The organism is Burkholderia sp. YIM B11467, from assembly GCF_052952715.1.
Map to the genome: position 1 here is coordinate 90,048 of NZ_JBQVSQ010000007.1, position 23,071 is coordinate 113,118.

General features: G+C 68.2%; 22 protein-coding genes and 1 pseudogene. 8 read left to right on the plus strand and 15 right to left on the minus strand.

The genetic code is table 11. The annotated features are described in order from the left end of the window. Positions 1–11 precede the first annotated feature (11 nt). Both ACTRWB_RS23675 and trmL read left to right on the plus strand, forming a co-directional pair. Positions 12–818 carry a phosphoribosyltransferase family protein gene (locus ACTRWB_RS23675; protein ID WP_446903344.1) on the plus strand — a complete coding sequence of 269 codons (807 nt, stop codon included), beginning with the start codon at positions 12–14 and terminating at the stop codon, positions 816–818. A 99-nt stretch (positions 819–917) separates the two neighbouring features. Next, positions 918–1,388, plus strand: a complete 471-nt coding sequence (gene trmL, locus ACTRWB_RS23680; protein WP_048247058.1) for a tRNA (uridine(34)/cytosine(34)/5-carboxymethylaminomethyluridine(34)-2'-O)-methyltransferase TrmL — start codon at positions 918–920, stop codon at positions 1,386–1,388. A gap of 34 nt (positions 1,389–1,422) precedes the next feature. Here the strand turns inward: trmL and ACTRWB_RS23685 are convergent, their stop codons facing one another. The 5 genes from ACTRWB_RS23685 to ACTRWB_RS23705 form a co-directional block, all read right to left on the minus strand. Further along, positions 1,423–1,947, minus strand: coding sequence for an O-acetyl-ADP-ribose deacetylase (locus ACTRWB_RS23685; protein ID WP_419685361.1), 525 nt, complete (start codon positions 1,945–1,947; stop codon positions 1,423–1,425). A 92-nt stretch (positions 1,948–2,039) separates the two neighbouring features. Then, the gene (locus ACTRWB_RS23690; RefSeq protein WP_446903345.1) at positions 2,040–3,038 is read right to left on the minus strand and encodes an NAD(P)H-dependent glycerol-3-phosphate dehydrogenase; all 999 of its coding nucleotides are present in this window, start codon (positions 3,036–3,038) and stop codon (positions 2,040–2,042) included. A gap of 25 nt (positions 3,039–3,063) precedes the next feature. After that, positions 3,064–3,546 (minus strand): protein-export chaperone SecB, encoded by a 483-nt coding sequence (gene secB, locus ACTRWB_RS23695; RefSeq protein ID WP_047899099.1) that lies wholly within the window; start codon positions 3,544–3,546, stop codon positions 3,064–3,066. 107 nt (positions 3,547–3,653) lie between these two features. Further along, entirely contained in the window at positions 3,654–3,914 is a 261-nt protein-coding gene (grxC, locus tag ACTRWB_RS23700; protein WP_129513039.1) for a glutaredoxin 3, read from the minus strand. Continuing rightward, positions 3,911–4,333, minus strand: coding sequence for a rhodanese-like domain-containing protein (locus tag ACTRWB_RS23705; protein ID WP_048247066.1), 423 nt, complete (start codon positions 4,331–4,333; stop codon positions 3,911–3,913). The genes grxC and ACTRWB_RS23705 overlap by 4 nt, the downstream gene beginning before the upstream one ends. Before the next feature lie 134 nt (positions 4,334–4,467). On the opposite strand from ACTRWB_RS23705, the gene gpmA reads away from it, so the two are divergent. From gpmA to ACTRWB_RS23720, 3 genes are all read left to right on the plus strand, one after another. Next, on the plus strand, positions 4,468–5,214 hold the full coding sequence (gene gpmA / locus ACTRWB_RS23710) for a 2,3-diphosphoglycerate-dependent phosphoglycerate mutase (RefSeq protein ID WP_021164239.1): 747 nt from the start codon (positions 4,468–4,470) through the stop codon (positions 5,212–5,214). A 245-nt stretch (positions 5,215–5,459) separates the two neighbouring features. Beyond that, the gene (locus tag ACTRWB_RS23715) at positions 5,460–7,010 is read left to right on the plus strand and encodes a S41 family peptidase (protein WP_129513040.1); all 1,551 of its coding nucleotides are present in this window, start codon (positions 5,460–5,462) and stop codon (positions 7,008–7,010) included. Between the two features lie 105 nt (positions 7,011–7,115). Further along, positions 7,116–7,868, plus strand: a complete 753-nt coding sequence (locus ACTRWB_RS23720; RefSeq protein ID WP_129513041.1) for a HesA/MoeB/ThiF family protein — start codon at positions 7,116–7,118, stop codon at positions 7,866–7,868. Between the two features lie 68 nt (positions 7,869–7,936). Here ACTRWB_RS23720 and ptsP read toward each other — a convergent pair whose 3' ends face one another. From ptsP to ACTRWB_RS23755, 7 genes are all read right to left on the minus strand, one after another. Continuing rightward, positions 7,937–9,709 (minus strand): phosphoenolpyruvate--protein phosphotransferase, encoded by a 1,773-nt coding sequence (ptsP, locus tag ACTRWB_RS23725; RefSeq protein WP_129513042.1) that lies wholly within the window; start codon positions 9,707–9,709, stop codon positions 7,937–7,939. Positions 9,710–9,910: 201 nt separating this feature from the next. Then, positions 9,911–10,180 carry an HPr family phosphocarrier protein gene (locus ACTRWB_RS23730; RefSeq protein ID WP_072437289.1) on the minus strand — a complete coding sequence of 90 codons (270 nt, stop codon included), beginning with the start codon at positions 10,178–10,180 and terminating at the stop codon, positions 9,911–9,913. A 39-nt stretch (positions 10,181–10,219) separates the two neighbouring features. Beyond that, positions 10,220–10,690, minus strand: a complete 471-nt coding sequence (locus tag ACTRWB_RS23735; protein WP_048247076.1) for a PTS sugar transporter subunit IIA — start codon at positions 10,688–10,690, stop codon at positions 10,220–10,222. Positions 10,691–10,921: 231 nt separating this feature from the next. Continuing rightward, positions 10,922–11,878 (minus strand): glutathione synthase, encoded by a 957-nt coding sequence (gene gshB, locus ACTRWB_RS23740; RefSeq protein ID WP_412022975.1) that lies wholly within the window; start codon positions 11,876–11,878, stop codon positions 10,922–10,924. A 27-nt stretch (positions 11,879–11,905) separates the two neighbouring features. Then, positions 11,906–13,195 (minus strand): glutamate--cysteine ligase, encoded by a 1,290-nt coding sequence (gene gshA / locus ACTRWB_RS23745; RefSeq protein ID WP_048247079.1) that lies wholly within the window; start codon positions 13,193–13,195, stop codon positions 11,906–11,908. A 243-nt stretch (positions 13,196–13,438) separates the two neighbouring features. Next, positions 13,439–14,956, minus strand: a complete 1,518-nt coding sequence (locus ACTRWB_RS23750) for an ammonium transporter (protein ID WP_129513044.1) — start codon at positions 14,954–14,956, stop codon at positions 13,439–13,441. Positions 14,957–14,993: 37 nt separating this feature from the next. After that, complete coding sequence (locus ACTRWB_RS23755) at positions 14,994–15,332, minus strand: P-II family nitrogen regulator (protein ID WP_038711752.1); 339 nt, start codon at positions 15,330–15,332, stop codon at positions 14,994–14,996. A 355-nt stretch (positions 15,333–15,687) separates the two neighbouring features. Between ACTRWB_RS23755 and ACTRWB_RS23760 the strand changes: the two genes are divergently transcribed. Both ACTRWB_RS23760 and ACTRWB_RS23765 read left to right on the plus strand, forming a co-directional pair. Then, entirely contained in the window at positions 15,688–15,939 is a 252-nt protein-coding gene (locus ACTRWB_RS23760; RefSeq protein ID WP_006489451.1) for an accessory factor UbiK family protein, read from the plus strand. 283 nt (positions 15,940–16,222) lie between these two features. Further along, positions 16,223–17,821 carry a YifB family Mg chelatase-like AAA ATPase gene (locus tag ACTRWB_RS23765; protein WP_446903346.1) on the plus strand — a complete coding sequence of 533 codons (1,599 nt, stop codon included), beginning with the start codon at positions 16,223–16,225 and terminating at the stop codon, positions 17,819–17,821. Positions 17,822–18,154: 333 nt separating this feature from the next. On the opposite strand, the pseudogene ACTRWB_RS23770 reads toward ACTRWB_RS23765, so the two are convergent. Then, positions 18,155–18,827, minus strand: a pseudogene (locus ACTRWB_RS23770) (hypothetical protein). A 162-nt stretch (positions 18,828–18,989) separates the two neighbouring features. Between ACTRWB_RS23770 and ACTRWB_RS23775 the strand changes: the two are divergent. Continuing rightward, entirely contained in the window at positions 18,990–19,526 is a 537-nt protein-coding gene (locus ACTRWB_RS23775; RefSeq protein ID WP_419685366.1) for a TlpA disulfide reductase family protein, read from the plus strand. Between the two features lie 91 nt (positions 19,527–19,617). Here the strand turns inward: ACTRWB_RS23775 and ACTRWB_RS23780 are convergent, their stop codons facing one another. Beyond that, positions 19,618–20,973, minus strand: coding sequence for a sigma-54-dependent transcriptional regulator (locus ACTRWB_RS23780; protein WP_129513049.1), 1,356 nt, complete (start codon positions 20,971–20,973; stop codon positions 19,618–19,620). A 97-nt stretch (positions 20,974–21,070) separates the two neighbouring features. Then, complete coding sequence (locus ACTRWB_RS23785) at positions 21,071–23,071, minus strand: sensor histidine kinase (protein ID WP_446903347.1); 2,001 nt, start codon at positions 23,069–23,071, stop codon at positions 21,071–21,073.

Below are 23,071 nucleotides of genomic sequence, written 5' to 3' on the forward strand. Positions count from 1 at the left end.
GAGTGTTCGCGATGATCCGCAGTTCCGCTCCGCGCACGATGCGCGTCGTTTTGTCGCAGGTTCGCGCGCTGGCGGCACGCATCGCCGCGGTCGCGCTGCCGAATCGCTGCGCACTGTGCGGCAATTTGTCACACGCCGTGATTTGCGGCGCTTGCGACGCCGCGTACTGGAATGAAGCGCGGCTGCGCTGCGACGTCTGCGCGCTGCCGCTGGGCACCGGGCGGCCGCGTTCGGACCCGTCGTCCCGCGGCGGGCACACCCGAGCCGGCCGCGCTGCCGCCTACCGGTGCGACGCGTGCCGCACGGCGCCACCGCCATTCGATGCGACGCTCGCGCTCGCGGATTACCGCGCGCCGCTCGACGGGCTCGCGCGCGGCCTGAAGTTTCATGCGCGACTCGCGATCGGTGCCGAATTCGCAACGCGGCTCGCCCGGCTGGTCGACGATACGCACGGCGCAAGCGGCTTCGACCTGGTCGCGCCGGTGCCGTTGTCGCACCGGCGGCTCGTCGCGCGCGGCTACAACCAGGCGTGGGCGATCGCGCGTCCGCTTGCGAGCCGGCTCGGCGTCCGCGCGGATGCGGTGCTGCTCGCGCGCGTCACCGACACCGCGCCGCAGTCGCGGCTCGACCTTCGCGCGCGACGCGACAACGTGACGGCGGCGTTCGCGGTGGCCGGCGACGTCGCCGGCCGTCACGTCGCGCTCGTCGACGACGTGATGACGTCCGGCGCGACGCTCGCGGCCGCCGCGCATGCGCTGAAGACGGCGGGCGCCGCGCGCGTGACGAATCTGGTTGCGCTGCGCACCGCCAGGGATTAATTAGATACAGAGGCCGGCCGCCCGAACGCGGCCGTCACGAACCGGCCGGCCGGGAACGAGCGCGTTGCTCCGCCCCGGCCGGCCCAGCCAAACCGAAACATGTTCAACGTCGTCCTCGTCGCCCCCGAAATTCCGCCGAACACCGGCAACGTGATCCGCCTGTGCGCCAACACAGGCGCGCGCCTGCACCTGATCGAGCCGCTCGGCTTTCCGCTCGACGACGCGCGGATGCGCCGCGCCGGCCTCGACTATCACGAATATGCGCAGATGCGCGTGCACCGCGACTGGGACGCGTTCGTCGCGGCCGAATCGCCCGATCCCGCGCGGATGTTCGCGTTCACGACGCGCGGCTCGGGCCGCTTCCACGATCACGCGTTCCTGCCCGGCGACTGGTTCGTGTTCGGCTCGGAGACGCGCGGCCTGCCCGCCGAGCTGCTCGAACGCTTCCCGAACGAACAGCGCGTGCGCCTGCCGATGCGGCCGGACAACCGCAGCCTGAACCTGTCGAACACGGTCGCGGTGGTCGTGTTCGAGGCGTGGCGCCAGGCCGGCTTCGAAGGCGGCGCCTGACGCGTGCCGGGCGCGGCCCGCGCCGCGCAATGCGTCAGGTCCGCGCGAGCCGCGCGCGATACAGGTCGTGGATGTCGGAGGAAAAGCACGCGAACACCACGCGTGTGAGGCTCGGTGCCTGCGGCAGCATTTCGGCGACGGTGCCGACCGCGATGTCGACGGCCTCGCCGGCCGGATAGCGGTAGATCCCGCAACTGATCGCCGGGAACGCGATCGACGTCGCGGCAACCTCCTCGGCCAGTTCGATCGCGCGCCGGTAGCACGACGCGAGCAGGTCGGGCTCGCCGCGCCCGCCGCCGTGCCACACCGGCCCGACGGCATGGATCACGTAGCGCGCCGGCAGCCCGTGGCCGCGCGTAAGCTTCGCGTCGCCCGTGTCGCAGCCGCCGAGCGTGCGGCACTCGGCGAGCAGGCCGGGGCCGGCGGCACGATGAATCGCGCCGTCGACACCGCCCCCGCCGAGCAGCGAACCGTTCGCGGCGTTGACGATCGCGTCGACATCGAGCGTCGTGATGTCGACCAGCTGCGCATCGAGCGTGGTGGAATGGATCTGCAGCATGACAACCTCCCGGAACGCCGGAGACTGTTCAAGCGTAGTGCGCTTTGGCGCCGCGCGCTTGGCGCGGCCGCACCGGCCGGTGCCGGCCCGCGCTACTCGGCGCGCGCGTCGCGCCGCAGCAGGCCGCTGACGGCGTCGCGCGGCGCGATGCCGTCGAACAGCACACCGCACACGGCTTCGGTGATCGGCATTTCGATCGATTGCGCGCGCGCGATCGCCAGCACGGCTTGCGCGCAACGCACGCCTTCTGCCACGTGGCCGAGCGCGCCGAGGATGTCGTTCAGCGAGCGGCCGGCCGCCAGTTGCAGGCCGACCGTGCGGTTGCGCGACAGGTCGCCCGTCGCGGTGAGGATCAGGTCGCCGAGGCCCGTGAGGCCCGTGAAGGTTTCCGCACGGCCGCCGAGCGCGACGCCGAGCCGCGACATTTCGGCGAGGCCGCGCGTGACCAGCGCCGCGCGTGCGTTCAGCCCGAGGCCGAGGCCGTCGGCGATGCCGGTCGCGATCGCCAGCACGTTCTTCACCGCGCCGCCGACTTCGACGCCGACCACGTCGTCACCGGTATAGATCCGCATCGCGCCGTGATGGAACGCGGCGACCGTGCGCTCGCGGCATTCGGCGGACGCGCTCGCCACCGTCAGCGCGACGGGCAGCGACTGTCCGACCTCGCGCGCAAAGCTCGGCCCCGACAGCACGCCGCTGCTGTGCTGTTCGGGCAATTCGGCCGCGATCACCTGATGCGGCAGCAGATGCGTGTCGGCCTCGAAGCCCTTGCAGACCCAGACGACGTGCGCGGGCACGCAGCCCGCGTCGCGCATCGCGTGACACAGCGTGCGCAGCCCGGCCACCGGCGCGGCGATCACGCACAGCGCGTCGTCCGCGGCGCCATGCGCGAGCGCGGCGCCGAGATCGGCGTCGTAGCGCAATGCGTCAGGCAGCGCGATGCCGTCCAGATAACGGGAATTCTCGTGCCGAGCCTGCAGCTCGGCGATGAGCGCGGCGTCGCGCGCCCACAGAAGCGTATCGTGCCGCGCGGCCAGATGGCCCGCGAGCGCGGTGCCCCAGGCACCGGCGCCGAGAACGGCTACTTTCATACCCAGCACCGGTCCGAGTGATACGTCAGTTCAGCGTCGTGCCGTTCGGCGCGCCTTCTGCGCCGGCGTGCTGCTGCTGAAGCTGCGCGAGACGCTGCTCGTACAGCGCCTGGAAGTTGATTTCCGCCAGGTGGATCGGCGGGAAGCCCGCGCGCGTGATCGCGTCGGCGATGTTCGAACGCAGGTACGGGAACAGGATCGTCGGGCAAGCGATGCCGACGAGCGGGTCGAGCTGTTCGTCGGGAATGTTGCGAATGTCGAAAATGCCGGCCTGCTTCGCTTCGATCAGGAACGCGACCTTGTCCTTCACCTTCGCGGTGACGGTACCCGACACGACGACTTCGAACACGCTTTCCGCCAGGCGGTCGGCCTTCACGTCGACTTCGACTTCAACCGACGGCATGTCCTGCTCGAGGAAGATTGCCGGCGAATTCGGCTGCTCGAGCGACATATCCTTCAGGTAGACGCGCTGGATGTTGAAGAACGGTTGGTTTTCGACGTCGGACATGGTGTTTCCCTAAAAGTGGTGACGGGGCGGCCCGGCTTCTCGCCGGCCGCCGCGGATGAATCCTGCGCGCCCAAGCCGTGGCGCGGCCGGCGGCCATTCTGCCTTAATCAGGCCGCTTGCAGAAGCGGTTCGAGCCCGCCTTCGCGGTCGAGCTTCGACAGATCGTCGTAGCCGCCGACGTGCGTGTCGCCGATATAGATCTGCGGCACCGTGCGGCGCCCCGTGCGCGACATCATTTCGTCGCGGCGGGCCGGATCGCGATCGATCAGCACCTTTTCGATCTGCTCGACACCGCGCAGCTTCAGCAGGCGCTCGGCCTGCATGCAATACGGACACACCTGCGTGCTGTACATCAAAACCTTGTTCACTTCGCCGCTCCTTGTTTGACGACCGGCATCCCGGCCTGCTGCCAGGCGGCCACGCCGCCCTCGAGCACGTGCACCTCGGCATAACCCGCCGCCTCGACCTCGCGCGCCGCCTTCTGCGACTGCTGGCCGTTCTGGCAGACGAGCAGCACGGGCGTGCTCTTGTTCTTCGCGACCTGCGCGATCTTCGCGCCGATCTCGCCCGCCGCGACCTGACGCGCCGACGGCAGGTGGCCGGCGGCGAAATCGGACGCGGCGCGCACGTCGATCACGACGGCGTTGCGGCGGTTGATGAGTTGCGTCGCTTCTGCGGCCGACAGGCCGCCGCGGCCGCGGCGCAGTGCGGGCCAGGCCAGCAGGCCGCCGGATACGACCAGGATGGCGATAAGGGCCAGGTTCGTGTAATCGGTAAAGAACGTCACGGAATTCCGCCGGAAAAAGAGAAATCGGATGAGGACAATCCCGCCATTATAAAATAACCGTCTTGCGCGATGGCGGGCCCGGGTCGGGTCCCGTGCGATGCGCACCGCTTCCTTCACTACCGACCGCAAGATCCATGTACAAACTCGTTCTCATCCGCCACGGCGAATCGACGTGGAACAAGGAAAACCGCTTCACCGGCTGGGTCGACGTCGACCTGACCGAACAGGGCCGCAACGAGGCCTACCAGGCTGGCGAATTGCTCAAGGAGGCCGGCTACACGTTCGACATCGCGTACACGTCGGTGCTCAAGCGCGCGATCCGCACGCTGTGGCACGTGCAGGACCGGATGGACCTCATGTACTTGCCCGTCGTCCACTCGTGGCGCCTGAACGAGCGCCACTACGGCGCACTGTCGGGCCTGAACAAGGCGGAAACGGCCGCCAAGTTCGGCGACGACCAGGTGCTCGTCTGGCGCCGCAGCTACGACACGCCGCCGCCCGCGCTCGAGCCGACCGACGAGCGCGCGCCGTTCAACGACCCGCGTTATGCGAAGGTGCCGCGCGAGCAGCTGCCGCTCACCGAGTGCCTGAAGGACACGGTCGCGCGCGTGCTGCCGCTGTGGAACGAGTCGATCGCGCCGGCCGTGCGCGCCGGCAAGCAGGTGCTGATCGCCGCGCACGGCAACTCGCTGCGCGCGCTGATCAAGTATCTCGACGGCATCTCGGACAGCGACATCGTCGGCCTGAACATCCCGAACGGCGTGCCGCTCGTGTATGAACTCGACGAGAACCTGAAGCCGATCAAGCACTATTACCTCGGCGACCAGGACGCGATCGCGCAGGCGCAGGCCGCCGTCGCGAAGCAGGGCAAGGCGGGCTGACGCCCGTCGGGCCGGGCGGGCCGCGTCCGGCGCGGCGTGCCCGGCCCCGGCCCGGCGCGCCGCGCGAACCTTCGCGGCCCCGCTGCTGTCGAACCCGCTTTCGAACCCGCAGCGCGCCCGGCGGTGCCCGCCCGGCCTTCTCCGGGCCCTTTTCGCGCCGTTCCACTGAGTCATCGGACGAACAGTTATACTTGTCCGCTACATCCCCGCTACCGCCACGCGCTTCCCGACCGCACCAGATCTCTATGCGAATGAAATTGAAGAACATCGGCCTGATTGCCGCGGGCCTTGCCACGGGCGTGTTCGCCACGCTGCAGGTTTCCGCATCGGCCGAGCAGACCGCCACGGCGCCGCTTCCCCTCGACCAGCTCCGCCTGTTCGCGGAAGTATTCGGCCAGATCAAGCGCGAGTACGTCGAGCCGGTCGACGACAAGAAGCTGCTGACGGCGGCGATCAAGGGCATGGTGTCGAGCCTCGACCCGCACTCGTCGTTCCTCGACAAGACCGACTATGACGAGCTGCAGGAGCAGACCAAGGGCCGCTTCGCGGGTCTCGGCATCGAGATCTCGCAGGAAGACGGCCTCGTGAAGGTGATCTCGCCGATCGAGGACACCCCTGCCTTCCGCGCCGGCATTCGTCCGGGCGACCTGATCACGCGCATCAACGACAAGCCGGTGCGCGGCATGACGCTCGACAAGGCCGTCAAGCAGATGCGCGGCGAGCCGGGCACCAAGGTCACGCTGACGATCTTCCGCAAGAGCGACGACCGCACGTTCCCGGTCACCGTCACGCGCGCGATCATCAAGGTCCAGAGCGTCAAGATGAAGATCCTCGATCCGGGCTACGCGTATGTCCGCATCACGAGCTTCCAGGAACGCACGACGCCCGATCTTGCGCAGAAGCTGCAGGACATCGCGCGCCAGCAGCCGAACCTGAAGGGCCTCGTCCTCGACCTGCGCAACAACGGCGGCGGTCTGCTGCAGAGCGCGGTCGGCGTCGCCGGCGCGTTCCTGCCGCCCGACTCCGTCGTCGTGTCGACCAACGGCCAGATCCCCGATTCGAAGCAGGTCTACCGCGATACGTACGACAACTATCGCCTGCCGTCCTTCGACGGCGATCCGCTGAAGAATCTGCCGCCGGTCTTCAAGACCGTGCCGATGATCGTGCTGACGAACGCCTATTCGGCGTCCGCATCGGAAATCGTCGCCGGCGCGCTGCAGGATTCGAAGCGCGCGCAGATCATGGGCAAGACGACGTTCGGCAAGGGTTCGGTGCAGACGGTTCGCCCGATGACGGCCGACACCGCGCTGCGCCTGACGACGGCGTACTACTACACGCCGAGCGGCCGTTCGATCCAGAACAAGGGCATCACGCCCGACGTGCCGGTCGATCAGTACTCGGACGGCGATCCGGACGACGTGCTCGTGACGCGCGAGGTCGACTACTCGAACCACCTGGCGAACACGCAGGACCCGAACGAGAAGAAGGAACAGGAAGACCGCGAGCAACGCCGGATGGATCAGTTGCGCGTCCTCGAAGAGCAGAACGACAAGAAGACGCCGGAGCAGCGCCAGAAGGACCGCGATCGCAAGCCGATCGAGTTCGGCAGCGCCGACGACTTCATGATGCAGCAGGCGCTCAACAAGCTCGAGGGCAAGCCCGTCCAGCAATCGAAGTCGCTGCTCGCCGACAGCACGACGAAGAGCCCGGCCGGCAAGGCCACCGCGGCTCCGAAGGCATCGGGCGCAAGCGCGAAGCCGAGCGCCGCACCGAAGCCCGCGTCAGCGCCGCAGTAAGCGCCGACCGGCATCCGACGGGCCATCGCGGGAAGACCGCGATGGCCCGTTTTTCATGCGCGCCTAAAATAACGCTACGTCCGCCCGCCTCGCCCACGACTCCCCATGAACGACGATCAACTCCTTCGCTACTCCCGCCACATCCTCGTCGACGAAATCGGCATCGAGGCGCAGCAGCGCTTTCTCGATGCGCATGCGATCGTCGTCGGCGCGGGCGGCCTCGGCTCGCCCGCGGCGATGTACCTCGCGGCATCGGGCGTCGGCACGATCACGCTCGTCGACGCCGATACGGTCGACCTCACGAACCTGCAGCGGCAGATCCTGCACGTGACGGCATCGGTCGGCCGCAGCAAGGTCGAATCGGGGCGCGACACGCTCGCGCAACTGAACCCCGGCGTGAAGGTGAACGCAGTCGCGGAACGCGTCGACGACGCATGGCTCGACGCGCACGTGCCGGGTGCGACCGTCGTGCTCGACTGCACCGACAACTTCGCGACGCGGCACGCGATCAACCGCGCGTGCGTCGCGCATGGCGTGCCGCTCGTGTCGGGCGCCGCGCTGCGTTTCGACGGGCAGATCAGCACGTTCGACTTCCGCGATCCGGCCGCGCCCTGTTATGCGTGCGTGTTTCCGGAAGATCAACCGTTCGAGGAAGTCGCGTGCGCGACGATGGGCGTGTTCGCACCGACGGTCGGGATCATCGGTGCGATGCAGGCCGCCGAAGCGCTGCGCGTGATCGGCGCGATCGGCACGACGCTCAACGGACGGCTGATGATGCTCGATTCGCTGCGGATGGAATGGACGACGATGAAGATCGCGCGCCAGGCCGACTGCCCCGTGTGCGGGGGCCGGCACTGACGCGCGACGGGCATGCGCCAGCCGGCGCATGCGTGACGCTTCGCTGCGGTTAGCAGCGCAGCGGGTGCCTAAGCGGCGGCGTCCGCGCGCGGCACGGCGACCGACAGGCGCTGCAGCGCCGCCTGCACTTCCTCCGGCTCGAACGACGCGAGCACGTCGGCCGTCGGCTTCTCGAGCGCCTTCAGGTGCGCGCGCAGGATTTCCTGCTTCACGACGAGCAACTGGCTCGGGTGCATCGAGAACTCGGTGAGTCCCATCCCGAGCAACAGGCGCGTGAGCGCCGGATCGCCCGCCATCTCCCCGCACACCGACACCGGCACACCCACGCGCTTCGCCTCGCGCAGCGTGTACGAGATCAGATGCAGCACGGCCGGATGCAGCGGGTCGTACAGATGCGCGACCGCGTTGTCCGCGCGGTCGATCGCGAGCGTGTACTGGATCAGGTCGTTGGTGCCGATCGACAGGAAATCGAACCGCTTCAGGAACAGCGGCAGCGCGATCGCCGCGGCCGGAATCTCGATCATCGCGCCGATCCGCACGTTCGGATCGTATGCGAGCCCCGCGTCGTCGAGCTGGCGCTTCGCCTCGCGGATCAGGTCGAGCGACTGGTCGATCTCCTGCGCGTGCGCCAGCATCGGAATCAGGATCTTCACCTGGCCGAACGCGGACGCGCGCAGGATCGCGCGCAACTGCGTGAGGAACATCTGCGGCTCGGACAGACTCCAGCGGATCGCGCGCAGGCCGAGCGCGGGGTTCGGCGCGGTTTCGTAACCTTCGTCGAGCGCCTCGAGCGGCTTGTCCGCGCCGACGTCGATCGTGCGGATCGTCACCGGCATGCCCTTCATCCACTCGACGGCCCGCTTGTACGCGGCGAACTGCTCCTCCTCCTCCGGCATCTCCTTCTGATGCATGAACAGGAACTCGGAGCGGAACAGGCCGACGCCGACCGCACCGGCCTCGACCGCCGCCTTCGCGTCGTCGGGCAGCTCGATGTTCGCGTACAGCTCGATCTTGGTGCCGCACAACGTTTGCGTCGGCGAGAACTTCAGACGCTGCAGCTTGCGTTGCTCCAGCAACTTCTCGGACTGCCGGTACGAATATTCCTCGAGGACGATCGGCGCGGGATCGACGATCACGATGCCCTGGTCGCCGTCGACGATGATCAGATCGTCCTGACGGATCAACGCGCTCGCGTGCTGCACGCCGACCGCGGCCGGAATGCCGAGGCTGCGCGCGACGATCGCCGTGTGCGACGTGCGCCCGCCGAGATCGGTGACGAACGCCTGGAACGACTGCGTCTTGAACTGCATCATGTCGGCCGGCGCGATGTCGTGCGCGACGACGATCATCTCGTTCGTGCCGTTCGCGGCCGCGCGATCGAGCGCCTGCGACGCGGACGGCGCACCGGCGAGGGCCTTCAGCACGCGCTCGACCACCTGCTCGATGTCGGCCTTGCGCTCGCGCAGGTATTCGTCCTCGATGTCGTCGAAGTGGCGCGTGAGCAGCCCGAGCTGCTCGGTCAGCGCCCATTCGACGTTGTAGCGGCGCGTGCGAATCAGATCGATGGTTTCCTGCACGAGCATCGCGTCGCTGAGGATCATCGTGTGCACGTCGATGAACGCGCCCACTTCGCTCGGGGTGTCGTCGGTCAGGTCGGCACGCAACGCCGCGAGTTCGTGATGCACGACGTCGAGCGCCGTGCGGAAGCGTTCGACCTCGGCGTCGATCTGGTTCGCCTCGATCAGGTAATGGGCGACGTCGAGCGCCGCCGGCGCGATCAGATACGCTCGCCCGATCGCGATACCACGTGAGACGGGAATGCCATGCAGCGTGAAGGACACGCGCACCTCCTCTGTACAAGTAAAGCCGCGGCACACTGCTGCGATGCGCTTATGACCCCGGTTAGTGATTATAAATTCCGCGACTCCCCGCTGACTGCATGCACCGCAACATTGCGCATTCCGCATCAATGCTTCCGACGAAAAAAATGCCGCGAAATCCGCGGCATTCTGACTGGAAACGGCAACGATCCCGCGCGATGATCACTGGCCTTCGCCGAACTTGTCGGCGATCAGTTTCAGCAGCGCGTCCATCGCTTCCCGTTCGTCGGCCCCTTCGGTCTCGATCGTCACGGTACTGCCGATGCCCGCCGCCAGCATCATCACGCCCATGATGCTCTTCGCATTGATCTTGCGCCCATTGCGTGTCATCCAGACTTCCGACTGGAAGTTGCCGGCCAGTTGCGTAAGCTTGGCCGATGCGCGCGCATGGAGCCCCAATTTATTGACGATGGTGGTTTCTTGTTGAAGCATGATTCTCGGTCGGGTCGGTCTAAAACTGAAAACGAATGATCAGTGCGATTCGGTGCGCGGCTGCGGTTCGGGCGGAATCGGCGCGCACTGGCCGCAGCCGGCTTCCGTCGGCGGCGGCGGCGTGCCGGTCGCCACTTCATGGACGCCCTTCGCGCCGCCGGACAGCGCCTTGTCGACGAGCTTGTCGAGCGGCACGGTGCGGTAGCAGACGGCCCGCACGAGCATCGGCAGGTTCACGCCCGCGAGCACGCGCACGTTGTCGATTTTCGCGAGCTGGCCCGCGATGTTCGCGGGCGTCGCGCCGTACATGTCGGTCAGCACGACCACGCCGTTCTCTTCCTTGAGCCGCGCGAGCTCCGCGTGCGCGAACGCCATCACCTGGGTCGGATCGCTGTCCGCCATCACGTCGATACAGCCGATGCGTGCGGGCACGCCGCCGTAGATGTGCGCGATGCAATCCCGCAGCGCGGTGGCGAGCGGGGCGTGCGCGATGATCAGGATCCCGGCCATGTCAGATCGCTCCCGGCCGCCCCTGGCGGGCCGACACCCCGCGGCGGGGCAATGAGCGTAGCGAGTGTGGGAAACGTTTCATGTTCAGCCTTGCGACAGTTTCGGCCCGACCGCCGGGCCTTCGGTGCGCCGATCTCGGCACCTGGCAAGCGGGCATTGTAGCAGGCCGGTCAAGCTGCTCCGGCGACGGGGGGCCTGCGCGGCCGCCGCCGGGGTTGCGCGGGAAGCGGCCTACGCGGCCGCACGCTCCAGCGCGTCGATGAACATCGCGGCGACGTCGAAGCCCGTCTGCTCCATGATCTCGCGGAAGCACGTCGGACTCGTGACGTTCACCTCGGTCAGCCAGTCGCCGATCGCATCGAGGCCGACCAGCAGCAGCCCGCGCGCCGCGAGCACGGGCCCGAGCGTCCGGGCGATCTCGCGATCGCGCTCGGTCAGCGGCTGCGCGACACCCAGCCCGCCCGCGGCGAGATTGCCGCGCACCTCGCTGCCCTGCGGAATCCGCGCGAGCGAATACGGCACGGGCTCGCCGCCGATCAGCAGGATGCGCTTGTCGCCGGCCTTGATCTCGGGAATGAACTTCTGCGCCATCACCGAGCGCGTGCCGTCGTGGCTCAGCATCTCGACGATCGAGCCGAGGTTCATGCCGTCCGGCTTCACACGGAACACGCCCATCCCGCCCATGCCGTCGAGCGGCTTCAGGATCACGTCACCGTGCTCGGCGTGGAATGCGCGCAGCCGTTTCGCGTCGCGCGTGACGAGCGTCGGCGCGACGAACTGCGGAAACTCGCCGATCGCGAGCTTCTCCGAATGGTCGCGGATCGACTGCGCCTTGTTGAACACGCGTGCGCCGGCGCGCTCGGCCAGCTCGAGCAGCCACGTCGACGTCACGTACTCCATGTCGAACGGCGGATCCTTGCGCATCAGGATCGCGCCGAACGATTCGAGGCGGCGCGCGTCGACCGGGCCCGCTTCGAACCAGGTCTCGCGATGCAGGTCGTCCAGTTCGCCGACGAACGTGATGCGCCGCACGTCGGCTTCGACGGCCGACCCCGTCCACGCGAGGTGGCCCGGCTCGCACGCGTACACCGCATGCCCGCGCCGCGCGGCCTCGGCCATCATCGCGTAGGTCGAATCCTTGTAGATCTTGAAGCGCTCGAGCGGGTCGGCGATAAAGAGAATGTCCATGCGGGTCCTGTACGTAGCGAAGGTCCGTTACACCTGGATGGCTTCGGGATCGGTCTTTTCCAGTTCGATCGACGACGCGATCAGCGACAGCCGCGCGACGACGCCGTACATGTAGAAACGGTTCGGCGGCGCGGCACCCGGCTTGGCGCCGGCATCCGGCAGCGCGGTGTGCTCGAAGCCGAGCGGCACGTAGTGCATGCCGGGCGCGTTCAGGTTCTGGTCGCGCTCGCGGCCGCCGTGCGTGCGGTAGAAACCGCCGACCACGTAGCGGTCGATCATGTACACGACCGGCTCCGCGACTTCGTCGCCGACGCGCTCGAACGTATAGACGCCTTCCTGCACGATCACGTCGCGCACCGTCAGGCCGGCCTTCGTCTCGGCCATCTGCGCGCGCTCGGCCTTCGACATGCGGCCGATCTCGGCCGCGTCGTGCACGGTCATCACGCCGCGCCCCGCCGTGCCCGCGTCGGCCTTCACGACGACGTACGGCTTCTCGCTGATCCCGTATTCGCGATACTTGCGCGCGATCTTCTTCAGCACGCCGTCGATCGCGTCGGCGAGCGCCTGCTCGCCTTCATGCGCCTGCCAGTCGACGCCCTCGACGTGCGCGAAATACGGATTCACCATCCATGGATCGACGCCGACCATCTTCGCGAACTTCTTCGCGACGTCGTCGTAGCACGAGAAGTGCGTCGACTTGCGGCGCACGGCCCAGCCCGCGTGCAGCGGCGGCAGCAGGTACTGCTCGTGCAGGTTTTCCAGCACGGCCGGGATGCCGGCCGACAGGTCGTTGTTCAGCAGGATCGAGCACGGATCGAAATTCTTCAGGCCGAGGCGGCGCTGCGAACGCTCGAGCGGTTCGAGCACGATCTTCTGGCCGTCGGCCAGCGTGATCGGCGTCATGTCGGTGATGCTCGGGTCGAGCGAGCCGAAGCGCACGTTCAGTCCGGCCTGGCGCATGATCGTCGCGAGGCGCGCGACGTTTTCCAGGTAGAACGCGTTGCGGGTCGGCAGCTCGGGAATCACGAGCAGGTTCTTCGCATCCGGGCAGATCTTCTCGATCGCGGCCATCGCGGCCTGCACGGCGAGCGGCAGCACTTCGGACGGCAGATTGTTGAACGCGCCGGGAAATAGGTTCGCGTCGACGGGCGCCAGCTTGAAACCGGCGTTGCGCAGGTCCACCGAACAATAGAACGGCGGGGTGTGTTCCTGCCATTCGAGCCTGAACCAGCGTTCGATCGCAGGCGTCGCGTCGAGGATCTTCTGCTCGAGTTCGAGCAGCGGACCGTTCAACGCGGTAACGAGGTGGGGAACCATGAATCACTCGCGAGCGGGAGAATGAAGATTGTAGAGCAATTGCCCTGCCCATTTGGGGATTGTTCCCGGCTTCGCAAGGGTTTGGAGGAAGTTTTCGGCTATTGACCCGATAGTGCGCAGGGTTATGCGCTACGGCAGTCGATGACAGGAGAAAAAAAGCCCGCCGGGTGGGCGGGCCGAAGTCGCTGCGCTCATTCGTGGCGGGCGCCGTCGTCGCGGCGGCCCGCCGTTCATCCTTACGACTTATTCGACGTGCTCGCCGTGCAGGATCACGTCGAGGCCTTCGCGCTCTTCCTCTTCGGACACGCGCAGACCGATCGTCATGTCGATCAGCTTCAGCAGCACGAAGCTCAGCACGCCGCTGTAGACCAGCGTGATCAGCACGCCCTTCGCCTGCAGCAGCAGGCTGCCGTCGGCACCGCCGATGTCCTTGACCGCGAACACGCCCGTCAGCAGCGCGCCGAGAATCCCGCCCACGCCGTGCACGCCGAACGCGTCGAGCGAATCGTCGTAGCCGAGCTTCGACTTGAGCCACGTCGCCGACCAGAAGCAGACCACGCCCGCCGCGATGCCGATCACCAGTGCACCGGTCACGCCGACGAAACCGGCGGCCGGCGTGATCGCGACGAGACCCGCGACCGCACCCGACACGATGCCGAGCACCGACGGCTTGCCCTTTGCGATCCACTCGGCAAACATCCAGCCCAGCGCCGCGCAGGCCGTCGCGACTTGCGTCGTCAGCATCGCGAAGCCGGCACGGCCGTCGGCCGCAACCGCCGAACCCGCGTTGAAGCCGAACCAGCCGACCCACAGCATCGAGCCGCCGATCATCGTCAGCACCAGGTTGTGCGGCGCCATCGATTCACGGCCGTAGCCGACCCGCTTGCCGAGCACCAGGCACGACATCAGGCCCGCGATACCGGCGTTGATGTGCACGACGGTGCCGCCCGCGAAGTCGAGCACGCCGTCCGACGACAGCCAGCCGGTCGGCTCCCACACCATGTGCGCGATCGGCACATAGACGATCAGCGACCAGAGCGTCATGAACACGAGCATCGCCGAGAACTTCATCCGGTCGGCGAACGCGCCGCAGATCAGTGCCGGCGTGATGATCGCGAACGTCATCTGGTAGACGAAGTAGACCGTCTCCGGAATCGTCGGCGCCAGGTGGCTGACGGTCAGCGTGGTCGCCTTGTCGCCGTGGATGTAGTTCATCCCGTGCAGGAACACGCGCGACAGGCCGCCGATGAAGCCGTTGCCCGGCGTGAACGCGAGGCTGTAGCCCACCACCGTCCACAGCACCGTGATCAGCGCGGTGATCGCGAAGCTCTGCATCACGGTCGCGAGCACGTTCTTCTTGCGGACCATGCCCGCGTAGAACAGCGCGAGGCCCGGGACCGTCATGAACAGCACGAGCGCGGTGGAGGTCAACATCCACGCGGTGTCGCCCGCGCTGATCTTCGACGAATCGACCGAGAACGGCGCGGTCGGCGCGGCGGGTGCGGCCGGCGCGGACGCGGCAGCGGCGGCCGATGCGTCGGCGGCGCCCGAAGCCGGGGCGGCTGCCGCGGCGGCGGGTGCGGATGCGTCAGTGGCGGCCGGCGCGGAAGCAGCCGGAGCGGCCGCAGCCGATGCGTCGGAAGCCGTTGCGGCGGGCGCGGACGCAGCCGCGGCGGACGCCGCGTCGTCCGCGAGCGCGGAACCGACGCCGGTCGCGATCAGCGAGCCGGCCATCAGCAGGGACATCAGAAGTTTGCGCATCTTGGGTTTCCTCTTGTCGCTTGTCTTGTCTGTTCTGTTACAGCGCGTCTGCGCCGGTCTCCCCGGTGCGAATCCGGATCACCTGTTCGATTTGCGTGACGAAGATCTTGCCGTCGCCGATCTTGCCGGTACGTGCGGCCCGCTCGATCGCCTCCACCGCCTGGTCGACGAGATCGTCGGACACGGCCGCCTCGATCTTCATCTTCGGCAGGAAATCGACCACGTATTCGGCGCCGCGGTACAGCTCGGTATGCCCCTTCTGGCGCCCGAACCCTTTCACCTCCGTCACCGTGATGCCCGAGACACCAAGCGCCGACAGCGCTTCGCGTGTCTCATCGAGCTTGAACGGCTTGATGATTGCGGTAATGAGTTTCATGAAGTCCTCTCGCTGGGTTGTCCCGTCGAATTGGTTGGAATGTTGTAACGGACTCTTCTCAGCAACTCGCATGCCATGTCTGTCCGAGCACCGTCTCGAACGGCTCATGAACGGGGTCGTATCCCGTGATGTAAGGTGCGGAAGCCCGGCCGAATGGCCAACGTGGCGCGGTTTGCTGGCGCGGCGAAAGGAACGTTGCTAGAGTGCACGCACGCCCCGGATCGCCGGGACATTCACCCATGCGGGCGCCATGCCCGGAATTCGCGCCCCGGGCGCACCATTTCCGGTCATGCGTGCATCATGGGCACGTACGCAACTGAAGATGCACAATTTTTGTGCAAGGAAGGGGAATCACATGAAGCAACCCAGCGACGTTTTCAACGATCTGCAGTCGCGCGTCAGCGATCTGCTGAAAAACTCGCCGGCCAAGGACGTCGAGCGCAACGTGAAGGCCATGCTGTCGCAAGGCTTCTCGAAACTCGATCTCGTCACGCGCGAGGAATTCGACACGCAGGCGCAGGTGCTCGCCCGCACCCGCGTGCGCCTCGAGGAACTCGAAAAGCGCGTCGCGGAACTCGAGCAGAAGCTCGCAGCGCCGCAGGCCTGACGCCTCCACCCGGGCCGCAAGGTCCGGGCGCGGGCCGCCTCGCGCGGCCTGCGCCCGCCGCCCCGAAGCCGTTTTACCGCTTTTCGTAGTCCGTCGTTCTCCGCAGCACCCCCGCTCTTCGCAACACGCCCGCTCTTCGCCGTTCATCGCTCTTCGCAGTTCGTCGTTCCGCAGCGCCTCGTTCTTTCCCCGCGCCACGCCGGCAAGCGCGCACCGATTCCTCCGATTCCCGCGGCATGCGGCCCCGAACGGCCGTCGTCCGTCTGCTTACAGGAGCCTCGCCATGTCGCTCGCCGTGGTGCGCAGTCGCGCGCCCGCATCCGGCCGCGCGCCGGATGTCACCGTCGAAGTCCATCTTGCCAACGGGCTGCCGTCGTTCTCGATCGTCGGCCTGCCCGATCTCGAAGTCCGCGAAAGCCGCGAGCGCGTGCGCGCCGCGCTGCAGAACTGCGGCTTCGAATTCCCCGTGCGCCGCATCACCGTCAACCTCGCGCCGGCCGATCTGCCGAAGGAATCGGGCCGGTTCGACCTGCCGATCGCACTCGGCATCCTCGCCGCGAACGGCCAGATCCCGGCCGACGCGCTGGCCGGCCGCGAGTTCGCGGGCGAGCTGTCGTTGACCGGCGCGCTGCGGCCGATGCGCGGTGCGTTCGCGATGGCGTGCGGCGCAGCGCGGGACTGGCGCGCCGGCGAGACCGGATCGGGCCTCGGATCGAGCCCGGATTCCGTCGCCCTGTCCGGCTCCGCGGCGACGTCGCGCCCGCCCGAGCTGTACCTGCCGCTCGACAGCGCGGCCGAGGCAGCGCTCGTGCCGGGCGTCACGGTATATGGCGCGCGTGACCTGCCCGCGCTGTGCGCACATCTCGCCGATGCGCCGGACGGGCGGCTCGCGCCGGTCGCGGCACCGTGCCTCGACGGCCTGCCGGCGCCCGCCGCACCCGATCTCGCGGACGTGGTTGGCCAGCGCGGTGCCCGACGCGCGCTCGAAGTCGCTGCCGCGGGCGGCCATCACATGCTGATGGTCGGGCCGCCGGGGGCCGGCAAGTCGATGCTGGCCGCGCGGCTGGCCGGCCTGCTGCCGCCGCTGACCGACGACGAGGCGCTGGCGTCCGCCGCACTCCTGTCCGCGAGCCGCGTCGGCTTCTCGCCCGCGCAGTGGCGCCGGCGGCCGTTCCGCTCGCCGCATCACTCGTCGAGCGCCGCCGCGCTGGTCGGCGGCCGCAACCCGCCGCAGCCGGGCGAAATCACGCTCGCGCACCTCGGCGTGCTGTTTCTCGACGAACTGCCGGAATTCGACCGGCACGTACTCGAAATGCTGCGCGAGCCGCTCGAAGCGGGCCGCATCACGATCTCGCGCGCGGCCCAGCAAGCCGACTTTCCGGCCGCGTGCCAACTGATCGCCGCGATGAACCCGTGCCCGTGCGGCTGGCATGGCGATCCGTCCGGGCGCTGTCGCTGTTCGCCGGACGTCGCCGCGCGCTACCTGCGCAAGCTGTCGGGGCCGCTCCTCGACCGCATCGACATCCAGATCGACCTGCCCGCGCTGTCGCCGGCCGAACTCGCATCGCGCGCATCGGCGCCCGGCGAACCGAGCGCCGCGGTGGCCGCGCGAGTCGCGCAGGCGCGCGCGCTGCAGCTCGGCCGGCAGGGCAAGACGAATCACATGCTGAGCGGCCGCGAGACCGACGACCTGTGCCGGCCGACCGACGAAGGCGAGCGGCTGCTGCGCGAGGCCGGCGAGCGCTTCGGCTGGTCGGCGCGCGCGTATTTTCGCGTGCTGAAGGTCGCGCGGACGATCGCCGACCTGGCGGGCGACCCGCTGCCGACGGCCGCGCAGATCGCCGAGGCGATCCGCTACCGGCGCGCGCTCACGGGGCTCTGAACGCCCTCAGGGGACAAAAAACGGCTGTCAAGACTTGACTTATGCACAATTTCTCGAATCCGGCCCCGGATCGCACCTCGCCGGGGCCTTTGCCGGACGGAATCCGTATCTCGTTGTTTTGATTGATTTTTCTCAAACCGCACGCGAGCGACCAAACGAGCCGGAAGGCCGTCCGGCGCGGCTTAGCGGGAAATCCGGCCGACTTTTCAACAAAGTTATCCACATGCGCTGTGGATAGTCGAAAAACCCCCGCAAAATCCGGCGATTAGCGTCGAAAGCTGCGAATGAACTTTCAGTTGCGACACAGAGTCTGAGCGCCCTCGCCGGCCATCGTCAGTCGAGTTTGAACGAGCCGAAAAACTGGTCGAGCTGCTCCTGCGCAAGCGGCCCGTCGGCGATCACGACCGCCTGGTACGCGTGCCGGCCGCGCGCGGCGAGCCGCGCGACGATCGTCTTGCGCGCGCGATCGCCGCCGGCGGCCGCGCCCGCGATGCGCAGCTCGAGCCCGTTCACCGCGCCGCCGGCCGCGCGCGGCGAGCCGCGCGACGATCGTCTTGCGCGCGCGATCGCCGCCGGCGGCCGCGCCCGCGATGCGCAGCTCGAGCCCGTTCACCGCGCCGCCGGCCGCGAGCGGCACCGGCACCGAAGCCGTCTGCGGCGCGCCTTCGAGGTTGCGGGACAGCCCGGCGCGCAGGAAGTCGAGCGCCGCGCGGCGCGTGTCGTCGCGGTCGTCGGGCAGCGTCAACGTGCCGACCGCGAACACCGCGCCATCGACGTGCGCGGCCTGCATCCGCATCGGCATCGACGCGCCGCCGATCGCTACCGGCTGCTCCTCGACGGTCGGCTTCGCCGGCAGGTCGATCGTGTAGCCGGCGTCGTTGTGCAGCGTGCGCCAGTCGTACGACGGCGAGCACGCGGCCAGCGCGACGCTCGCGCAGGCGAGCGCGGCGAAGTGTCGCAGAGGACGAAAAAGGGGGCGCAACGAATCGATGACTTCCTTCGGCATGGCGTGGATCGGGCAGGAAAAACGGGCATTATCCGCCGAACGTGAAAACCGGGATGTGCGGCCGCCGCCGGTGCGCGCGCCGCATTCGCGTTAAAATGAGCGACGAATTTCGACGTCCTTTGCATTGATCCGCGTCATCGACCGACTCCGAGAGCACCGAAGATGAACACCACGCCTCCCGCCCGCCGCAGCACCGGCCCCGTCCGCTACATCGTCGCGGCCGCAATCGTCGCGGCCATCGCCGTAGCCGGCTTCTTCGCGTTCAACGGCAAGTCCAGCGTGCCGGATGCGACGTTCACGCTGCTGTCGGGCCAGAAGGTCTCGACCGCCGGCGACCTGAAGGGCAAGGTCTATCTCGTGAACTTCTGGGCGACGAGCTGCGCGACCTGCATGCAGGAAATGCCGCAGATGGTCGATACCTATAACCGCTTCAAGGGTCAGGGGCTGGAATTCGTCGCGGTCGCGATGAACTACGATCCGCCGATGTACGTCGCGAACTACGCGCAGACGCGCCAGTTGCCGTTCAAGGTCGCGCTCGACGACGGCAGCGTCGCGAAGCAGTTCGGCAACGTGCAGCTCACGCCGACGACCTTCGTCGTCGACAAGAATGGCAAGATCCTGAAGCGCTACGTCGGCGCACCGCAGTTCGCGGAACTCGACGCGCTGCTCAAGAAGGCACTCGACAGCAACGCGGCCTGAGCGCCGCCCGATCCGGATCGAAGGGCCGCGCGCCCTTCGCCGACCACGGACCGCACGACCGGCCAGCCCGGTTCCGCGGTCCGTTTGCTTTTCAGCGCTCGGTTTCGCCTTTCGCCGACAGCCCGTAGCGCTTCATCTTCTCGTAGAGCGTCGCCTTGCCGACATGCAGCCGGTCGGCCGTCGCGGCGACCGCCCCGCCCGTCTGGTTCAGCGCCTCGGCGATCACCGCGCGCTCGAACTGCTCGATGCGCTCCTTCAGCGTCTGCTCGTTGTCGGTTTCGTCGCCGCCCGCGCCCGTTTCCTGCGGCATGTCGGCCACGCCGAGCACGAAACGGTCGGCCGCGTTGCGCAGCTCGCGCACGTTGCCGGGCCAGTCGCGCTGCATCAGGCTCGCGCGCTGCCGGTCGGTCAGCACGGGCGCCGGCCGCCCGTAACGCACGGCTGCATCGAGCATGAAGTGCTCGAACAACGGCACGATGTCCTCGCGGCGCTCGGCGAGCGGCGGCAATGCGATCGTCACGACGTTGAGCCGGTACAGCAGGTCGCGCCGGAACGTGCCGGCCGCGACGAGCTCGCTCATGTCGCCCTTCGCGGCTGCGACGACGCGGCAGTTCACGCGGATCGGCTGGTTCGAACCGAGCCGCTCCAGCACGCCGTCCTGCAGCACGCGCAGCAGCTTCACCTGCAACGCAAGCGGCATGCTTTCGATTTCGTCGAGGAACAGCGTGCCGCCGGACGCGTATTCGAGCTTGCCGACACGCCGCTTCGCGGCGCCGGTGAACGCGCCGGGCTCGTAGCCGAACATTTCCGACTCGAACATCGGCTCGGGCAGCGCGCCGCAGTTCACCGCGATGAACGGCTTGTCGCGGCGCGGCGACAGCTCGTGCAGGCTGCGCGCAATCAGCTCCTTGCCGGCGCCCGTATCGCCGTTGATCAGCACCGACGCGTCGGTGGGCGCGACGTTCGCGATCAGCTTGCGCACCTGCTCGATCGCGGGGCTGCGGCCGATGATGCGCGGCGCGACGACGTCCTTCCCGGCCAGCTCGCGCCGCAGCGCATGGTTCTCGAGCACGAGCTCGCGCCGCTCGAGCGCGCGGCGCACCGTCTCGATCAGGCGCTCGGCCGCGAACGGCTTTTCGATGAAGTCGTAGGCGCCGTCGCGCATCGCCTGCACGGCCATCGAGATGTCGCCGTGCCCGGTGACGAGGATCACCGGCACGTCGGGCACGCGCTCGCGGCACTGCGCGAGCACGTCGAGGCCACTGGCGCCGGGCAGCCGGATGTCGCTGACGATCGCGCCGGCGGTGTCCGCGACAATCGCCTTCTCGGCCGCTTCGGCCGACTCGAAGCCGGCGACGTCGAAGCCCGCCAGCTGAAGGCTTTGCACGCTCGCCCGGCGAACGAGCGCATCGTCTTCGATATAGATCACTTGCAGCCGGTTGGCCATCGTACTCACTTGCTCCTGACGGGCCGCGCGGCGCTGTCGCGCGCGCGGCGGCGTTGATGCCGGTCGTTCGCCGACCGGGCCTGCGACTGACGTGTGCTCAATGCGAGCCCGCCGGCTCGGACACGGAGTCCGGATGATGCGTGCGTGCGCGCCGCAGCGTCAAGACGAACTGCGCGCCGCCCGACGGCGCGTTGCGCGCGGTCAGCGCGCCGCCCGCGTCGCTCGCGATCGACGACGAGATCGCGAGACCGAGCCCGAGCCCGCGCCCCATTTCCTTGGTCGTAAAGAACGGCTCGAACAGGCGCGGCAGCAGGTCGGGCGCGATGCCGGACCCGTTGTCGCGCACCTCGATCGCGAGCGTCGCGGCCGACACCGCGATCGTCACCTCGATGGCGGGCGCGGCGACGCCCGCGACCGCGTCGAGCGCGTTGCCGAGCAGGTTGATCAGCACCTGTTCGAGCCGCAGATCCTCGCAACGCGCGACGAGTTCGGGATAGTCGCAAGCCAGATCGAGCGGCGCGTCGTGTGCGGGCGACACGATCGTGTCCTGCAACGTCAGCGTGAGCGCGACGCCGCGCAGGCGATCGCCGAGCAGCGACAGCACGCTGCGCAGCGCACGCACGACGAGCGCCCGTTCGTTGCGCGGCTTCGCGCGGCCGACGAACAGCTTCAGCTGGTTCGTGATCTTGCCCATCCGCTCGGTGAGCGCGGCGATCGCCTCGAGGTTCTCGCGCGCAGCCGCCTGCTCGCCGCGATCGAGCAGCACGCGTGTGTTGTCCGAGAAGCTGCGCAGCGCCGCGAGCGGCTGGTTCAGTTCGTGCGTGATGCCGGCCGCCATCTGGCCGAGCGCGGCGAGCTTGCTCGCCTGGATCAGTTCGTCGTGCGCGGCGCGCAGTTCCTGCTCCGCGCGAATCCGGTCGCCAACCTCCTTCTGCAATTGCTCGTTCGCTTCCGACAGGTCGACCGTGCGCTCCTCGACGCGCCGGTTCAGCTCCGCATAGGCCTGTTGCAGCAGCGCACGGCCGCGGATCATTTCGCGCACGCGCGCACGGCGCATCCGCCAGTAGAACGCGAACAGCGCGACCGACACGAAGCCGAAGCCCGTGACGATCGTCGCGTTGCGCGCATCGGCGTCGACGGGCGCGACCGGCGCGAGCGTGACGAGCAGCCAGTCGGGCTCGCCGATCCGGCGCTTGCTGGCCAGGAAGCGCGGCGCGCGCAGGCCCGCACCGAGCCGCACGATCTCCGCATCGGCGCCGAGTGTCTGCTCGATGCGCAGCGGCAGCGGCGTGACCGGTTGCTGCGCGTACTGGCGCGTCTCGTAGATCGACGCGGCGACGGGCCCCGTCAACGGACGCAGCGTGTGGTACTTCCACGCGGGCACCGACGACAGGAACACGACGCCGTGATCGTCCGCGACGACGAGCGGCTCGGACGCGTCGGCGCCCTGGAACCATTCGAGGTTGAGCTTCACGACGACGACGCCCGCGATCTTGCCGTCGCGCCACACGGGCTGCGAGATGTAGTAGCCGGGATCGCGCGAGATCGTGCCGATCCCGAAGAAGCGGCCGACCTGGCCGTGCATCGCGTCGAGGAAATACGGGCGGAAGCGGTATTCGATCCCGACGAAGCTGTCGGGCGCGCGCCAGTTGCTGGCGGCGACGCACAGGCCGTCCGCGCCGATCACGTAGGTGACGGTCGCGTGCGCGTGTTCGTTGAGATCTTCGAGATAGCGGTTGACGCGCGCACTGTAGTCGGCGCGCTTCGGCTCGGCGAGCAGGTCCTGCACGTACGGATGGCTGCCGAGCAGATAAGGCAGCGACTCGTAGCGGTCGAGCGTGCTCTTGAGCGCGCTGGTGGTGCGGTCGACGCGCACGGCAGCGTTACGCTGCAGTTCGGCGACGCCGCGCCGCCAGGTGATGGTCCACGTCAGCGTGCATGCCGCGGCGAGCGCGGCGGCAAGCACGACGAGGATGAGCAGGCGGCACGTCACGGTCGAGGCTTCCTGGCGATGCGGATCGCCTATTGTGTCATAGGCCTCCGGATTGCCGCCGCGTGCCGCGCCGCCGGCGGGCGGTGCCGCCGCCTGCTCCTTCAT

Excerpts from the sequence above, each read along its gene's own strand:
- ACTRWB_RS23675 (WP_446903344.1), top strand. The coding sequence starts at position 12 with ATGATCCGCAGTTCCGCTCCGCGCACGATGCGCGTCGTTTTGTCGCAG.
- trmL (WP_048247058.1), top strand. The coding sequence starts at position 918 with ATGTTCAACGTCGTCCTCGTCGCCCCCGAAATTCCGCCGAACACCGGC.
- ACTRWB_RS23685 (WP_419685361.1), bottom strand. The coding sequence starts at position 1,947 with ATGCTGCAGATCCATTCCACCACGCTCGATGCGCAGCTGGTCGACATC.
- ACTRWB_RS23690 (WP_446903345.1), bottom strand. The coding sequence starts at position 3,038 with ATGAAAGTAGCCGTTCTCGGCGCCGGTGCCTGGGGCACCGCGCTCGCG.
- secB (WP_047899099.1), bottom strand. The coding sequence starts at position 3,546 with ATGTCCGACGTCGAAAACCAACCGTTCTTCAACATCCAGCGCGTCTAC.
- gpmA (WP_021164239.1), top strand. The coding sequence starts at position 4,468 with ATGTACAAACTCGTTCTCATCCGCCACGGCGAATCGACGTGGAACAAG.
- ACTRWB_RS23715 (WP_129513040.1), top strand. The coding sequence starts at position 5,460 with ATGCGAATGAAATTGAAGAACATCGGCCTGATTGCCGCGGGCCTTGCC.
- ACTRWB_RS23720 (WP_129513041.1), top strand. The coding sequence starts at position 7,116 with ATGAACGACGATCAACTCCTTCGCTACTCCCGCCACATCCTCGTCGAC.
- ACTRWB_RS23730 (WP_072437289.1), bottom strand. The coding sequence starts at position 10,180 with ATGCTTCAACAAGAAACCACCATCGTCAATAAATTGGGGCTCCATGCG.
- ACTRWB_RS23735 (WP_048247076.1), bottom strand. The coding sequence starts at position 10,690 with ATGGCCGGGATCCTGATCATCGCGCACGCCCCGCTCGCCACCGCGCTG.
- gshB (WP_412022975.1), bottom strand. The coding sequence starts at position 11,878 with ATGGACATTCTCTTTATCGCCGACCCGCTCGAGCGCTTCAAGATCTAC.
- gshA (WP_048247079.1), bottom strand. The coding sequence starts at position 13,195 with ATGGTTCCCCACCTCGTTACCGCGTTGAACGGTCCGCTGCTCGAACTC.
- ACTRWB_RS23750 (WP_129513044.1), bottom strand. The coding sequence starts at position 14,956 with ATGCGCAAACTTCTGATGTCCCTGCTGATGGCCGGCTCGCTGATCGCG.
- ACTRWB_RS23755 (WP_038711752.1), bottom strand. The coding sequence starts at position 15,332 with ATGAAACTCATTACCGCAATCATCAAGCCGTTCAAGCTCGATGAGACA.
- ACTRWB_RS23760 (WP_006489451.1), top strand. The coding sequence starts at position 15,688 with ATGAAGCAACCCAGCGACGTTTTCAACGATCTGCAGTCGCGCGTCAGC.
- ACTRWB_RS23765 (WP_446903346.1), top strand. The coding sequence starts at position 16,223 with ATGTCGCTCGCCGTGGTGCGCAGTCGCGCGCCCGCATCCGGCCGCGCG.
- ACTRWB_RS23775 (WP_419685366.1), top strand. The coding sequence starts at position 18,990 with ATGAACACCACGCCTCCCGCCCGCCGCAGCACCGGCCCCGTCCGCTAC.
- ACTRWB_RS23780 (WP_129513049.1), bottom strand. The coding sequence starts at position 20,973 with ATGGCCAACCGGCTGCAAGTGATCTATATCGAAGACGATGCGCTCGTT.
- ACTRWB_RS23785 (WP_446903347.1), bottom strand. The coding sequence starts at position 23,071 with ATGAAGGAGCAGGCGGCGGCACCGCCCGCCGGCGGCGCGGCACGCGGC.